This is a genomic window from Caulobacter sp. 05L422 (genome assembly GCF_056397765.1).
The window spans coordinates 17,403-31,619 of sequence record NZ_JBFTOB010000023.1 but is presented as its reverse complement, the minus strand read 5'-3'; the positions used below and the strand labels follow the sequence as shown (position 1 = coordinate 31,619).

14 protein-coding genes are annotated in these 14,217 nt (G+C 67.5%); 8 read left to right on the top strand and 6 right to left on the bottom strand.

All coding sequences use genetic code 11. The features are described from left to right. Positions 1 to 15: 15 nt before the first annotated feature. Both AC1DMQ_RS20275 and AC1DMQ_RS20270 read right to left on the bottom strand, forming a co-directional pair. Positions 16 to 339 (bottom strand): DUF3253 domain-containing protein, encoded by a 324-nt coding sequence (locus AC1DMQ_RS20275; RefSeq protein ID WP_477035358.1) that lies wholly within the window; start codon positions 337 to 339, stop codon positions 16 to 18. Further along, a complete protein-coding gene (locus AC1DMQ_RS20270; RefSeq protein ID WP_477035357.1) occupies positions 336 to 1,193 on the bottom strand; it encodes a hypothetical protein in 858 nt (285 codons plus the stop codon). Before AC1DMQ_RS20270 ends, AC1DMQ_RS20275 begins: the two co-directional genes overlap by 4 nt. A gap of 153 nt (positions 1,194 to 1,346) precedes the next feature. Between AC1DMQ_RS20270 and AC1DMQ_RS20265 the strand changes: the two genes are divergently transcribed. Continuing rightward, positions 1,347 to 1,796, top strand: a complete 450-nt coding sequence (locus tag AC1DMQ_RS20265) for a PaaI family thioesterase (protein ID WP_477035356.1) — start codon at positions 1,347 to 1,349, stop codon at positions 1,794 to 1,796. A 137-nt stretch (positions 1,797 to 1,933) separates the two neighbouring features. Here AC1DMQ_RS20265 and AC1DMQ_RS20260 read toward each other — a convergent pair whose 3' ends face one another. The 3 genes from AC1DMQ_RS20260 to AC1DMQ_RS20250 all read right to left on the bottom strand — a co-directional run bounded on the left by AC1DMQ_RS20260 (position 1,934) and on the right by AC1DMQ_RS20250 (position 4,803). Continuing rightward, positions 1,934 to 2,551: a glutathione S-transferase family protein gene (locus tag AC1DMQ_RS20260; protein WP_477035355.1), complete on the bottom strand. Its 618-nt coding sequence runs from the start codon at positions 2,549 to 2,551 to the stop codon at positions 1,934 to 1,936. Positions 2,552 to 2,613: 62 nt separating this feature from the next. Next, positions 2,614 to 3,894: a NupC/NupG family nucleoside CNT transporter gene (locus AC1DMQ_RS20255; RefSeq protein ID WP_477035448.1), complete on the bottom strand. Its 1,281-nt coding sequence runs from the start codon at positions 3,892 to 3,894 to the stop codon at positions 2,614 to 2,616. Between the two features lie 156 nt (positions 3,895 to 4,050). Continuing rightward, positions 4,051 to 4,803 (bottom strand): calcium-binding protein, encoded by a 753-nt coding sequence (locus AC1DMQ_RS20250; RefSeq protein ID WP_477035354.1) that lies wholly within the window; start codon positions 4,801 to 4,803, stop codon positions 4,051 to 4,053. A 312-nt stretch (positions 4,804 to 5,115) separates the two neighbouring features. On the opposite strand from AC1DMQ_RS20250, the gene AC1DMQ_RS20245 reads away from it, so the two are divergent. The 5 genes from AC1DMQ_RS20245 (at position 5,116) to AC1DMQ_RS20225 (ending at position 10,785) form a co-directional block, all read left to right on the top strand. After that, positions 5,116 to 6,285 carry an ABC transporter permease gene (locus AC1DMQ_RS20245; protein ID WP_477035353.1) on the top strand — a complete coding sequence of 390 codons (1,170 nt, stop codon included), beginning with the start codon at positions 5,116 to 5,118 and terminating at the stop codon, positions 6,283 to 6,285. A gap of 14 nt (positions 6,286 to 6,299) precedes the next feature. Then, positions 6,300 to 7,052 carry an ABC transporter ATP-binding protein gene (locus tag AC1DMQ_RS20240; RefSeq protein ID WP_477035447.1) on the top strand — a complete coding sequence of 251 codons (753 nt, stop codon included), beginning with the start codon at positions 6,300 to 6,302 and terminating at the stop codon, positions 7,050 to 7,052. 18 nt (positions 7,053 to 7,070) lie between these two features. Further along, the gene (locus AC1DMQ_RS20235; RefSeq protein WP_477035352.1) at positions 7,071 to 8,075 is read left to right on the top strand and encodes an HlyD family secretion protein; all 1,005 of its coding nucleotides are present in this window, start codon (positions 7,071 to 7,073) and stop codon (positions 8,073 to 8,075) included. A 215-nt stretch (positions 8,076 to 8,290) separates the two neighbouring features. After that, the gene (locus AC1DMQ_RS20230) at positions 8,291 to 9,199 is read left to right on the top strand and encodes an SDR family NAD(P)-dependent oxidoreductase (protein WP_477035351.1); all 909 of its coding nucleotides are present in this window, start codon (positions 8,291 to 8,293) and stop codon (positions 9,197 to 9,199) included. A 275-nt stretch (positions 9,200 to 9,474) separates the two neighbouring features. Further along, positions 9,475 to 10,785, top strand: coding sequence for an outer membrane protein transport protein (locus AC1DMQ_RS20225; RefSeq protein WP_477035350.1), 1,311 nt, complete (start codon positions 9,475 to 9,477; stop codon positions 10,783 to 10,785). A 234-nt stretch (positions 10,786 to 11,019) separates the two neighbouring features. On the opposite strand, the gene AC1DMQ_RS20220 is transcribed toward AC1DMQ_RS20225, so the two are convergent. Continuing rightward, entirely contained in the window at positions 11,020 to 12,132 is a 1,113-nt protein-coding gene (locus AC1DMQ_RS20220) for an Mrp/NBP35 family ATP-binding protein (protein ID WP_477035349.1), read from the bottom strand. Between the two features lie 98 nt (positions 12,133 to 12,230). Between AC1DMQ_RS20220 and hflK the strand changes: the two genes are divergently transcribed. Next, entirely contained in the window at positions 12,231 to 13,343 is a 1,113-nt protein-coding gene (hflK, locus tag AC1DMQ_RS20215) for an FtsH protease activity modulator HflK (protein WP_477035348.1), read from the top strand. Continuing rightward, complete coding sequence (gene hflC / locus AC1DMQ_RS20210) at positions 13,340 to 14,188, top strand: protease modulator HflC (protein WP_477035347.1); 849 nt, start codon at positions 13,340 to 13,342, stop codon at positions 14,186 to 14,188. Before hflK ends, hflC begins: the two co-directional genes overlap by 4 nt. The last annotated feature ends 29 nt before the right edge of the window (positions 14,189 to 14,217 follow it).

Here is a 14,217-nt window from a genome sequence, read left to right as displayed (position 1 = left end):
TCAAGACTTAGGCGGCTAGTCCTCGCCGCCCTCTTCGCCCGCCACGTCGTCCGCGACGTCCTCGAAGCTGGTCGGGTCGCCTTCCATGCGCAGGCGCAGGCGGTAGACGCCGCGGAATTGCTCCGGGTTCACCGGCTTGTTGTGGCGCAGGATGACGATCTTGCCCTCGCGGGCCAGCTCGATGGCGTTGGTGCGCACGTGGCCCAGCACGCGCTGCCAGCGCTCGGGCTCGATGGTCTTGGCCACCGACATCGGGTCGATGGACTTACCGGCGGGCACGGCGGCCAATTGCGAGAGGATGGTGTCTTGAATCGGAGAACTGGGGATCGGTGTGGTCATGGTTTTCGCTCGAGCACGGACCAGACGCCATCGTGGCGGATGAACAGGGTCGTGGAGATGATTTCGGGATCGCCGGCGATTTGATCGACAAAGGTCGCGACGCGTTCCAGTCGGTCCTTATCCCCGCCGTCGGCCAGCAGCAAGAGATTGCGCTGCGAGAAGACGGCTACCGGGTCGCCGGTCATCGTCACGCCATGGGTCTTCCAGGTGTCGGGCTGGTTGACGAAGTTCAGCGCCAGACTGCTCTGGTTGGTGATCGACCAGACGCCTGGCTCCAGCGTATCGATTTCCATCCGCCCCATCTTCTTGCGCGTATTGGCGTCGGCCCGCGCCCAGGCCGCCTGCTCATCGGGGAACAACGACCTGATCTGGTCGGCGTCGGTCATCTGGAAGGTCTCCTTCCCGTCGACCGCGATGATCTGGATGAAGTCGCCGGCGAACGGCCGAGTCAGGAACTTGAACGTCTCGAAGCCGGGCTGGGTGACGTAGTCGATCGGCCGGATCAGCACGACCAGGTTTTCCTGGGTGACCGTGGCGAACTGGTCTTTCTCCAAAGCCAACCGCGCCATCTGCCCGACGATGGTCTCCAGCGTGTCGGGCTGGTTCAGGTAGCGGTCGTAGGCGTTGCCGATGAAAATCGACGAGCCGTCCTTGGGCTTCGAGCCCGGCGGCACGACGCGCAGGGCGTCGTCGTCGACCATCTCGACCTTGGCTTTTGGGGCCAGCCTGACGATCGCGTCGCGCAGCTCCAGCCTGAACTCGGCCTTCGACATCTCGCCGGCCCAGGCCGGACCGGTCGATGCGAACATCATCAGCCCGACCGCGAGCCGCCCCATCCACCGTCCGACCGCCATGCCTGTCTCCCCCTCGAGTCGTCGGGACTGTGCACGTCACCGCCAGGGATCGTCACGCCGATTGTTGCTGACGCGCGCTGGCACACGCCGACTTGCGCCGCGTCGCGCCGAGCCTTAGGTCCTCAAAGACAACGCAAGGGATGGGACAGAGCCATGGACGGCGGCAACGAGATCTGGGACGGGCCCAAGCTGGTCACCGAGGGCGAGTGGGCCGGCTGGCGCACCTGGGCCGGCATGGACGCCTTCGAGGACCAGACCGGGCCGTTCTACTTCCAGGAACAGAACGGCGTGGTCCGCAGCGCCTTCCGCGCCGAGCCCCGCCACATGAACGGCGGCGGCTTCATGCACGGCGGCTGCATGATGACCTTCGCCGACTATTCGCTGTTCTCGATCTCGTGGGCCCACCTGAAGGACGTGCGCGCCGTCACCGTCAGCCTGAACGGCGAGTTCCTGGGCCCGGCCAAGGCAGGCGACCTGGTGGAATCGACCGGCGAGGTCACCAAGGCCGGCGGCTCGCTGCTGTTCGTGCGCGGCCTGGTGTCGACCGGCGGGTCGTCGATGCTGAACTTCTCGGGCGTGATCAAGAAGATCCGAGCGCGGTAGTCCGACGCACGTAAGGCTCTCCCCCTGTGGGGGAGGCGGCCGAAGGCCGGTGGGGGGATCGACAATCCTACAACTCCCCCCACCGATCGCTTCGCGATCGCCTCCCCCGCAGGGGGAGGACTAGCTGGGATTTGGCCCTAAACCCCCGCCTTCGCCGCGGGCCGGGCCATCATGCCGTCCAGCCAGCGCTTGACGTTGACCAGCTCCGGATCGGGCCGGAACCGCGCCATGCGGGCGAAGTCGAGGCCGGTCGCCGCCAGGATGTCGGCGATGGTCAGCCGTTCGCAGGCGATGAACTCGCTCTCGGCAAGGCGGCGGTCGAGCATCTTCAGGCCCTTCTCGGCGGTCGCCCGGTTGCTGGCCGCGATCTCGGGAACCTGGGTCTCGATGGCCGCCAGGGCGGGATGGCTATGGCGCACCAGCATCATCAGCGGCGTGGCGACCATCATCTCGGCGCGGCGCATCCACATCTCGACCACCGCGGCCTCGCAGGCGTCGCCGCCGAACAGGTTGGGTTCGGGATAGAGCGCTTCCAGATAGCGGCAGATGGCCACCGACTCGGTGATGGTCTGGCCGTTGTCCATCTCCAGGGCCGGCACGTTCGGCAGGCCGGCCTTGGACAGGTATTCGGGCGTGCGGTGCTGGCCGCCGAAGATGTCGATGTCGACGACCTCGATGTCGTCGATCCCCTTCTCGGCCATGAACCAGCGCACGCGGCGAGGATTGGGCGCGCGGCGGCTGTCGTAGAGCTTCAAAAGAAATCCTCCCGGCTTCTGACCGGGAGGATGCTTTGGTTCCGCAGAGGAATGGAAGGCCTTTACAGCCCGAACCAGCCCCGCGGCATCAGGCCGATCAGCGAGCCGGTCAGGCAGGTGGCCAGGAAGCCGGCCATCATCGCCTTCCACACCAGGCCCAGCACCTCTTGCCGGCGCGCGGGCACCAGCACCGAGAAGCCGGCGACGTTCATGCCCACCGAACCGATGTTGGCGAAGCCGCACAGGGCGTAGGTCATGATCATCCGGGTGCGCGGGTCCAGCAGTTCGGGGCCCTGCTTGGCGAGTTGGATGAAGGCGGTGAACTCGGTCAGGATCAGCTTGACGCCCAGCAGGCCGCCGGCCGTGCCCGCTTCCCTCCACGGGATGCCCATGGCCCAGGCCAGGGGGGCGAACACGATGCCCAGCACGCGGGCGATGCTCAGGTGCTCGCCGCCGACCATCGGCAGGGCGAACAGGATCTTGTCAACCATGGTGGCCAGGGCGATGAAGACGATCAGGGTGGCGCCGACGTTCAGGGCGATCTGCAGCCCGTCGGTGGTGCCCTTCATGACCGCGTCGATCGAGCTGCCGTAGGTCTTGTCTTCCTCGGCCAGGTCCAGGTCGTCGGACTTCTCGCTGGGGTCGCCGGGCACCATGATCCGGGCCAGCAGCACGCCGGCCGGGGCCGAGATCAGCGAGGCGGCCAGCACGTGGGCGGCGGCGTTGGGCAGCACGTCGTGCAGGATGGTGGCGTAGGCGACCATGGTCGAGCCGGAGACGCAGGCCATGCCGACCGCGATCAGCATGAACAGTTCCGACCGGGTCAGGCGCTCCAGATAGGCGCGGATGAAGATCGGCCCCTCGATCTGACCCATGAAGATGGTGGCGGCGGTCGCCAGGGCGGGCGGGCCGCGCAGGCCCAGGGTCTTCTGGAACAGGAAGCCCAGGCCCTTGGCCAGCCACTTCAGGATGCCCCAGTGCCACAGCAGGGCCGACAGGGCGCAGACCACCAGGATCACCGGCATGACGCGGAAGGCGAACAGGAAGCCGGCCCCCGGATTGGTCTCGGTATAGGGCGGCGTGGTGCCCGACAGGTAGCCGAACACGAAATTGGTGCCCGCCTGGGTCGACGAGGCCAGGCCCTCGACCGCGCCGTTCACGCCCTGCAGCGCGTCACGCGTGGCCGGCAGACGGAACAGCACGAAGACCAGGAGCAGCTGGATGGCGATCGCGCAGACGGCCAGCACAAGCGGGAAGCGCTTGCGGTTCTCGGACACGAGCCAGCAAAGGCCGAGGATAAGCGCCACGCCCGACAGGGCCTGGACGTTCTCGGGAAGGAAGATCAAGGCGGAAGATCCTAAATGAGCGACGCGCCCCCGCGACGCAGCCAAGGGACCAAATGACTATGAATGGGGGGCGTGGCGCAAGCGCCATGCTGCTGAAATCGCGAGGGTCGAGCGATCTGCCCGACCCCCGCGCGACCCTTCACCCGAAACGGTTCACGCCGCGACGTCGACCGAGGACGTGCTGGAGGTCGTCGAACTGGCCAGACTGTTGGCCAGTTGGCTGAGCAGCTTCTGCATCAGATCTGAGGCGTCGCTGGAGACGTCCGATCCCAGCTGGTCGGCCGCCGAGGTCAGGGTCTGGGCCAGTTCGGCGGCCGAAACCACGCCGTCGCCGTTCAGGTCCGCGGGGTCGGTCGAGGCGCTGCCGCCGTCTTCCGAGCCCCCGCTGGGCGGCGGACCGGGCGGCGGGCCGCCTGCTCCATGCGGGCCGCCCATTCCACCTTGGGCCGGCTTCATGGCCTGGAACTCGCTGAGCGACAGCGAACCGTCGCCGTCGGAGTCGCCGCTCGACAGCATGCTGGACGCCATGTCCGTGGCGCTGGGCGCGTCGGACGGCAGGTCCGCCGGGGCGTGGGCCGCCATGGCCGTGGCCAGTTCGTCGCTGGTCACCGCGCCGTCGCCGTCCGCGTCGGCGTCGGCGAACATCGAGGCGGCGCGATCGCTCTGGTCGGTCTGCTGGGTGCTCAGCAGCGACGCCAATGTATCGGTGCTGAAACCCTGGCCGGACGAGGACCAGCCCTGCATCGGCGGCGGCGGATCGTTCTTGCCGCCCGACGGCATGTTTTGCCCGACCGAGGCGAACGGATCGCTCGCGGTCGAATCCGCGGCGGTCTGGGTCGAGTTGGTCGCCCTCGCCTGCAGCAACTGCTGCAGAAGCGAAGAGGACCCGACGCTGGAGATGGTCATCTGTCTCTCCTTCGAGGAAGGAGCGCCGGTCCCTGCGCCGCGCGCCCGCGCCGAGGCTCGACGCGGTCAGCCAAATGCGAAAAACATGCCTTATTTCAAGTCGTTACAACTCTGCTACAATGTCTCGGCCCATCGATACGCCGGGAGAGGATCGGGAAGCTTCACCTGGCGGCGCGGAGGCGATCCCGCGCCGTCAGAACATGCAAGGCGCCGCTTCCGCGGCGTGCGTTTCCCGCCTTACCCCGATTTAACTTGGCCGCTTGAAGTTCGCCGGGCATTGCTGCAACCCTAGATTTGGGGAGCGTACCGAGCATGTCGTTGGCCTTGGCCACACTGTTGTACGAGTGGCGTCGATACATGGCGGCGGTGGTCGCCCTTGCCTTCTCGGGCCTGCTGGTGCTGGCCTTCCTCGGCATGTTCATGGGCATCTTCCAGGCGTTCACCGCCCAGATCGACCGCGCCCGCGCCGACATCATGATCCTGAGCCCTGGCGCGACAGCCTTGATCAACGGCGGCCCGAACGGCGTGCCGCGGCGCCTGATCCCGCTGATCTACAGCCATCCCGAAGTGCTGCAGGTCGCGCCGCTCGACGGCTCGGGCGGACGCTTCCAGAATATCGTGCCCGATGACGGCAAGACCGGGCCGGGCGACAAGCCGAAGGGCCGCAAGACCGAGTTCGTCCAGGTGACGATCATCGACGCCGTGCCGGGTTTCGTCACCGTACCGACCGACTATAGCGACAGCCTGATCGAGGCCCTGCGTCAGCCTTACGCCATCGCCGTCGACCAGACGGCCTTGGCCCGACTGGGCGTCAAGAAGGGCGACAAGGCCCTGTACAACGGCAAGACGGTCACCGTCGCGGCCGTCACCACCGGCTATCCGAACATGATGCAGGCGACGATCGTCATGTCGCGCGATACCCTGCGGATGCTGGGTGAAGCCGACACCGGCCCGAGGGTCGGTCCCTTGATGGTCAAGATCAGCGACCCCTCGCGCGCAAACGTCGTCGCCGCCCAGCTGAACGCCAAGGCGGACGGCAAATTCCGCGCCTGGACCCGTCACGAACTGGCCGACGCCAACTCCAATTCGATGTTCAAGGAAAGCTTCATCAGCATCATCCTGATCTTCGCCCTGATCATGGGCGCGATCATCGGCATGGCGATCACCTGGCAGACCCTGCGCGGGGCCATCATGGCCAACATCAAGGAGTTCGCGTCGCTGCGGGCCCTGGGCGTCTCAATGAGCGACCTGCGCGGCATCGTGATGGAGCTCAGCTTCTGGGTCGGGATCGCCGGCATCCTGATGGCCGGGGTGTTCACCTGGCTGGTCGCGATGCTGGCCGGCCTCGGCGGCCTGCCGATGGCGTTCTCGCCGCCCCTGGTCGCGGCCATCGCCGTCTTCCTGCTGTTGATCGCGGTGCTGTCGGGCCTGCTGTCGCTCGGCATTCTCAAGAAAAGCCAACCCGCGGACCTGCTGCGATGAACGCTCCCGTTTCGATGAAGACCATGAGCGCTTTCACCCACGGCGAAAGCGCCCTGACGGCGACCGGCCTGGTCAAGCGCTTCAAGACCGGACGCGAGCAGTACATCGAGGTGCTCAAGGGCGTGGACTTCGACGCCAAGCACGGCGACGTGACCATGGTCATGGGTCCTTCCGGCTCGGGCAAGTCGACCCTGGTGGCGGCCCTGTCGGGCCTATTGCGCCCCGACGCGGGCATCGTCTCAGCGCTCGAGGCCAAGGACCTGTGGAAACTGCCCCCGGGCAAGATCGACAAGTTCCGCCTCGACCATTGCGGCTTCATCTTCCAGGGCTTCAACCTGTTCCCCGCCCTCACCGCCAAGCAGCAGGTGATGACCGCGCTGAAGTACCAGGGCGTCCCCCCTGGCGAGGCCACGCGCCGCGCCCAGGCGGCGCTGGAGGAGGTGGGACTGGGTCCGCGCGTCAACCAACGTCCGTCGGAGCTGTCGGGCGGCGAGAAGCAACGCGTGGCTATCGCCCGCGCCCTGGCCAAGAACCCCAACCTGATCTTCGCGGACGAGCCGACCTCCGCTCTTGACGGGAAAAGCGGCCAGATCGTCATCGGGCTGCTGCGCCGCGCCGCGACCGAGCGAGGCGCGGCGGTCATCTGCGTCACCCACGACCCGCGGCTCGAAGCCTATGCCGACCGCGTCATCCACATCGAAGACGGCCGGATCCTGGACGACGTGCGTAGAACGCCCGACGCCAATCCCACGCCGCTCAGCCACTGATTTCTGGGGAAACTGTCCATGCCCGCGTTTCTGCGCCGTAAGTCATTCTGGATATTTGTCGTGGTCATCGCCGTCGTGGTCGGCGGCTTCTTCTTCCTGAAGGCCCAAGGGGCGGAAAAGAAGAAGAAGCTCGAGATCGCCGCCGCCCAGCAAGAACCCAGTCCCTATGCGGCCATCGCCAACGGCAAGGCCGATATCGAGGGCGGGATCATCCAGATCGCCGCCCGCCGCCAAGGCATCGTCCGCGATGTCATGGTGCAGGAAGGCCAGGACGTCGTCGCCGGCCAGGCTCTGGCCAAGCAGGAGGACGACGACGCCCGCCTGGCCGCCGACACCGCCTCGGCCAGCCTGACCTCGGCCCGCGCCCAACTGGCCCTGTACCAGGTGCAGCTGCGCACCGGTCAGCGCGAGTTCAAGCGTCTGCAGACCCTGTCGACCTCCAACTTCGTGGCCGGCCAGCGGCTGGACGCCGCTCAGGACCAGATTTCCACGGCCAACGCCAACATCGCCGCCCAGCAGGCCGCCATCCAGGTCTCCACCGCCCAGCTGGCCCAGGCCCGTTACAACCAGGAACTGACGATCATCCGCGCCCCGGCCGACGGCCGCATCGCCCGCCGCTACGCCAACCCTGGGGCCGGCGCCTCGACCCTGAACGTCACCCCGATGTTCGATCTGGAGCCGCGCACCGACCGCATCGTCCGCGCCGAGATCGTCGAGGCCGACCTGCCGAACGTGGCCATCGGCCAAGAGGTCGAGATCCAGCCGGAAAGCGACCCGAACAAGACCTTCGTCGGCAAGGTCCTTCGGCGCGCCGCGGTGTTCGGGGCGCGCAAGCTGGCCTCGGATGATCCCAGCCAGCGTAGCGATGACCGCGTCGTCGAGGTGGTGGTCAGCGCCAACGGCGCCCCGCTGCTGGTCGGCCAGCGCGTGCTGGTGAAGTTCATGAAACCCGGCCAGAAGGCCGGCGTGAAGCGCGACCAGCCCAAGCCCCCGGTGGCGGGCGGCGACAAGAAGAAGGCGTAAGGCAAGAAGGCGTAGGGCGCCCTCTTACCCCTTTGGGGGAGGAGCGCCGCAGGCGCGGAGGGGGCAAGTGTTCGCCGCTCTGCATCTAGTACTTGCCCCCTCCGGTCGCTGCGCGACCTCCTCCCCCAGAGGGGGAAGAGGCTCCATCTTGACGCCCCCTCTCCCGCGCCGCACAAACGCGCCAAACCAAACACGCGTTTGAGGGAGATGAGAGCATGGCGGACGATATCCGGTTCGACGGTCAGGTGGCGATCGTCACGGGGGCCGGCGGCGGTCTGGGCCGGCAGCATGCGCTGGAGCTGGCGCGGCGCGGGGCCAAGCTAGTCATCAATGATCTCGGCGGCAGCGTCGACGGCTCGGGCGGCTCGTCCCAGGCGGCGCTCGACGTGGTCAAGGAGATCGAGGCCCTGGGCGGCGAAGCCATCGCCCACGGCGCCTCGGTGACCGATGACGCCGGCGTCGCCGACCTGGTCAAGACGACCATGGAGAAGTGGGGCCGGATCGACATCCTGATCGCCAACGCCGGCATCCTGCGCGACCGCACCCTGACCAAGATGGAGCTGGCCGACTTCGAGGCCGTGATCCAGGTCCACGTGTTCGGCACCTTCAAGCCGATCAAGGCCGTGTGGGACATCATGAAGGCCCAGAACTACGGCCGCATCGTCGTCACCACCTCGTCCTCGGGCATGTACGGCAACTTCGGCCAGTCCAACTACGGCGCGGCCAAGATGGCGGTGCTGGGCCTGATGAACACGCTGAAGCTGGAAGGCGCCAAGAACAACGTCAAGATCAACGCCATCAGCCCGGTGGCCGCCACCCGCATGACCGAGGGCCTGATGCCGCCGGAAGTGCTGGAGAAGCTGAAGCCGGAATATGTGACCCCCGGCGTGGTCTATCTGGTCTCGGAAGACGCCCCGACCGGCGCCATCCTGACCGCCGGCGCCGGGGCCTTCGCCCTGTCGCGGATCTTCGAGACCGAGGGCGTCTATCTGGGCGAAGGCGGTCTGTCGGCCGAGGAAGTCCGCGACAACTGGGAACAGATCACCGCCGAGCCGGACCAGAAGGCCTACTTCAACGGCGGAGAACAGGGCGCGAAGTTCTTCCGCAAGTTGGCAGGCGGATAAGTCTATCGCCGAAAGATACTGAATTGTGGCGCGAACAAGGCTAGCGTAGATTTCCCTTACGTCAGCTGGTTCGCGCCATTTTTAGGCAACCCTCAAGCATTACTGACAGAACATCGAAATACAGAGCGGGTCCAACGCTCAGTGTTCTTTGACATGTGGTACAAAATTCACCGTTTTACGAATAAATAGCAACGGTTTTTGACTGAATGCGTTAGAGCGACGGCAACCGGCGCCAGCAAAGGCGTCGGAGCTTCCTCCCCAGAAGGTCGTCTCTCATGTCTCTTTCGCGTACCTCCCTCGCCGCAGGCGTGGCGCTCGCCGCCCTGCTGGCCGCCTCGCAGGCCTCGGCCGCGGCGTTCTACCTCCAGGAACAATCGGTGCGCGGCGCCGGCCGCGCCTATTCGGGCGAAGTCGCCGACCGCGGCGCCGCCAGCCTGTGGTGGAACCCCGCCTCGATCGCCGGTCTCGACAAGAACGAGATCTACGGCGGCGTGCACCTCGTCCAGGTCGACTCCCAGGTCAACGACCGCGGCTCGACCCTGACCCGTCCGATCCCCCCGGTCGGCCTGACCACCCCGGTCGGCGGCGACCGCATCGCCGGCGGTCCGATCAACAACGGCATTGTCCCCAACTTCGCCGGCGCCTTCCGCGTCACCGACAAGCTGGCCGTCGGCCTGTCCGTCGCCGCGCCCTATAACTTCACCACCGACTACAACAGCAACAGCTGGACCCGCTACGACGCGCTGAAGTCGAACCTGTTCACCGTCGACGTCAACGGCGTCGTCGCCTACCGCATCAACGACATGTTCGACGTCGGCGTGGGCGTTTCGGCCCAGTACACCGACGCCGAACTGAGCTCGGCCCTGCCGAACCTGTCGCCGCTGCTGCCCGACGGCTCGTCCTCGCTGAAGGGCGAAGGCAACTGGGACTACGGCTGGAACGTCGGCGCCCAGTTCCACGCCACGCCGACCCTGACGATCGGCGCGTCCTACCGTTCGAAGATCAAGCACGACCTGGACGGCAAGGTCGTGATCTCGGGCCTGCTCGGCCCGCTGGCCGGTCAGAACGTCAGCACCGACGGCGTGGCCAACATCACCACCCCGTGGATGGCCAACCTGGGCGCCCGCTGGCAGGTCAGCGACAAGACCACGCTGAACGCCTCGGTCTCGCGCATCGGCTGGGGCGAGTTCGACGAGATCGTCGTCAACTATCCGGGCCGCACCCAGATCAGCGAGCAGAACTACAAGGACACCACGACCTACGCCGTCGGCGTGGACCACGTGGTCAACGACAAGCTGACCCTGCGGGCCGGCGTGCAGTTCGACCCGACCCCGACCCCGGACGTCGGCCGCACGGCCCGCGTGCCGGACGGCGACCGCATGCTGTACGCGATCGGCTCGACCTGGCAGGCGACCGACAGCATCCAGTGGGACGCGGCGGTGTCGTACATCAACTTCGACGACACCAAGATCAACCGCACCGAAACGATCTACGCCGGCACCGCGGCGGCGACGAACCTGAACCTGCAGGGCGACGTCGGCGGCTCGGCCGTGGTCCTGTCGACGGGCCTGCGCTGGAGCTTCTAGGCTTCGACGCGAGCTGAATGAACGAGGCCGTCCGGGGTGACCCGGGCGGCCTTTTTCTTTGGTCTTGTGGAGTCTTAGGTCCTCCCCCTGTGGGGGAGGTGTCGGCGAAGCCGACGGAGGGGGGAGTGATCGGACGATAAGACCTGCATCTACGACCCTAAAACTCCCCCCACCGATCGCTGCGCGATCGCCTCCCCCCCAGGGGGAGGGCCTTTGAGGGGCGTCCCGCTCCGCCTAGCCCTTCACCCCATCCCACAACATCTTCGCCGCCCCGACGAACGCCTTCGCCGACGCGCTCTCCGGCGCGCGCAGCACCACCGGCGTCCCCGCGTCGCCGGCCTCGCGCACGGCGATCTCGATCGGGACCTGGGCCAGCACCGGCACGCCCAGGGTCTTGGCCTCGGCCACGCCGCCGCCGGACCCGAAGATCGGAATCGGAGCGCCGGTCGCCGGGTCGGCGAAGAAGGCCATGTTCTCGATCAGGCCCAGGATCGGGGTGGCGGTCTTGCCGAACATCGCCGCGGCGCGGCGCGCGTCGATCAGGGCGATCTCCTGCGGGGTGCTGACCAGCACCACCCCGTCGATCCGCAGCTTCTGGACCAGGGTCAGCTGGATGTCGCCGGTGCCCGGCGGCAGGTCGACGACCAGCACGTCCAGCGGCGCGGCTTCCGAGCCCCAGGCCACGTCGTGGATCATCTGGCGCACGGCCGACGAGGCCATCGGCCCTCGCCAGATCATCGCCTTGCCCTCGTCGACCAGGAAACCGATCGACATCAGCTTGATGCCGTGAGCTTCCAGCGGCTGCAGCTTGCCGTCCTCGAAGCTGGGCTCGCCGTCGATCCCCATCATGCGCGGCGCCGAGGGGCCGTAGACGTCGGCGTCCAGCAGGCCCACCCGCAGACCCTGAGCGGCGAAGGCGCAGGCCAGGTTGGTGGCCACGGTGGACTTGCCCACCCCGCCCTTGCCCGAGGCCACGGCGATCACGTGCTTCACATGGGCCGGCTTCTCGGCCTCCGGCGGCGGGACCAGCTTGGCTTGCTTGTCTTCCGAGACCTTGGCGCCCTTGCGCACCCGGGTCGCGCCCTCGGCCGCCTGGGCGGTCAGCACGACTTGGGCGACGTCGACGCCCGCCAGGCCCGCCAGCACCTTCTCGGCGGCGTCGCGAACGGGCGCGTAGGTCGCCGCCTGAGAGGCCGGGACCTCCAGCATGAAGCCGGCGCGACCGGCGCGAACGACCAGCCCCTGCACCAGACCGGCCGCGACCAGCCCCTCGCCGGAGACCGGATCGACGATCAGATCCAGCGCCGCGCGGGCGTCGTCGAGGGTGGCGGGGGAAGCTGCGGTCACGGGTTTGTCTTGCCTTGTTCTGCGGGGGCTTTCATATCCGCGTGCGGGGGTGGTTTTACAACCCCGCCATTTGCTGTGACGGGAAGACCAGACCGCCCATGCCCTGGAACGACAACGCAGGCCCCGGACCTTGGGGATCTCCGCCGCCGAACGACGGCAAGAAGGACGCAGATCGATCCCGGGGCGACGAGCCGCGTCCGGGCGGCGGCCCGAGGGGATCGGGCGATCCGCCGCCGCCCCTCGACGTCAACGCGCTGCTGGAGCGCCTGTCCGACCGGATGCGCCAGACCTTCGGCGGTCCTGGCCGCTCCCGCGCGATCGCCGGTTCGGCCCTGGGCCTCCTGGCGCTGTGGGGGATCTCCGGCTGCTACGTGGTCCAGCCCAAGGAGCAGGCGGTCGTCACTACGTTCGGCGCCTATAGCCGCACCGCCGAGCCGGGCCTGCGCTACCACGTGCCCTGGCCGGTCGAGCACGCCGAGTTGGTGCCCTTCACCTCGATCCAGACCCTCGACATCGGCGGCACCGTCAGCCAGCCCCTGTCGGACGAGCGCCTGATGCTGACGGGCGACGAGAACATCGTCGACCTGAGCTTCACCGTGCAGTGGAAGGTCTCGGACGCGGCGAAGTACGTCTTCAACGTCCGCGAGCCCGACACCGTGATCAAGGACGTGGCCGAGAGCGCCATGCGCGAAGTGGTCGGCCGCACCGCCCTCACCCCGATCCTGACCACCGGCCGCGGCCAGGTGCAGGACCAGACCGAGCAGCTGATGCAGCGCATCCTGGACCGCTACGACGTCGGGGTGTCGATCCAGAGCGTCAACATCCAGGCCGCCACCACCCCGGCCCCGGTGCTGGAAGCCTATCGCGACGTGCAGCGCGCCGCCCAGAACGCCGAATCCGCCGCCAACAACGCCCGGGGCGAGGCCGCCCAGATCCGCCAGGCCGCGCTGGGCTATCGCGAGCAGGTCGTGCGCGAAGCAGCCGGCGACGCCGACCGCTTCAACCAGGTCTACACCCAGTACAAGCTGGCCCCCGCCGTCACGCGCGAGCGCCTGTACATCGAGACCATGCAGCGCGTGCTGGAGAAGTCGAACAAGGTGATCATCGACAACAAGGGCGCCACCGCCCCGGTGATCCTGCCGCCCGACGCTTTCCGACCCAGGAATTCCGCCGCCGCCAGCACCGCCGCCGCCGAGGGGACCGTCCGATGAACCGTCTCTCCCCCTCCGTCGTCGCCACCGGGGTCGGCGCCCTGTTCCTGCTGATCCTGGCCAACTTCACCCTGTTCCAGGTGGACCAGAAGCAAAAGGCCCTACTCGTCCGCCTGGGCGATCCCGTCCGCGTCGTGACCACGCCCGGCCTTCACGTGAAGAGCCCGTTCGACACCGTCATCCGGTTCGACAACCGCAACATCGAGATGAAGAACGCCCAGCCGGAAGAAGTCACCGCCGCCGACCAGGAACGCCTGGTGGTCGACGCCTTCGTCCGCTACCGCATCACCGATCCGCGCCAGTTCTACCGCACCCTGGGCCAGGAAACCGTCGCCGCCGACCGCCTGGACCGCATCGTCAACGCCGCCCTGCGCGAGGAGATCGGCCGCTCGACCTCGGAAGAGGTGATCGCCGGCAAGCGCGCCCAGGTGATGGCCGCCATCCGCGATCGCGTCGCCAAGCAGGTGGCCGCGTCCAACCTGGGCGTCCAGATCATCGACGTGCGCATCAAGCGCGCCGACCTGCCGCCCACCAACGAGCAGGCGGTGTTCGAACGCATGCAGACGGCCCGCAAGCAGGAGGCCGCCGAACTGCGGGCCATCGGCGAGCAGAAGCGCCGCGAGATCGTCGCCACCGCCTATGAGGAAGCCGAGAAGATCCGCGGCGACGCCGACGCCCAGCGCGCCCAGCTGTTCGCCGAGAGCTACGGCCGCGACCCGGGCTTCGCCTCGTTCTACCGCTCGATGTCGGCCTACGAGAAGTCGCTGGGCCAGGGCGACACCACCCTGGTGCTCTCGCCCGACAGCGCCTTCTTCAAGTACTTCGAGAAGGGCCCGGCGGGCTAAAAAGGAAAGGGCCGGCGGATCGCTCCGCC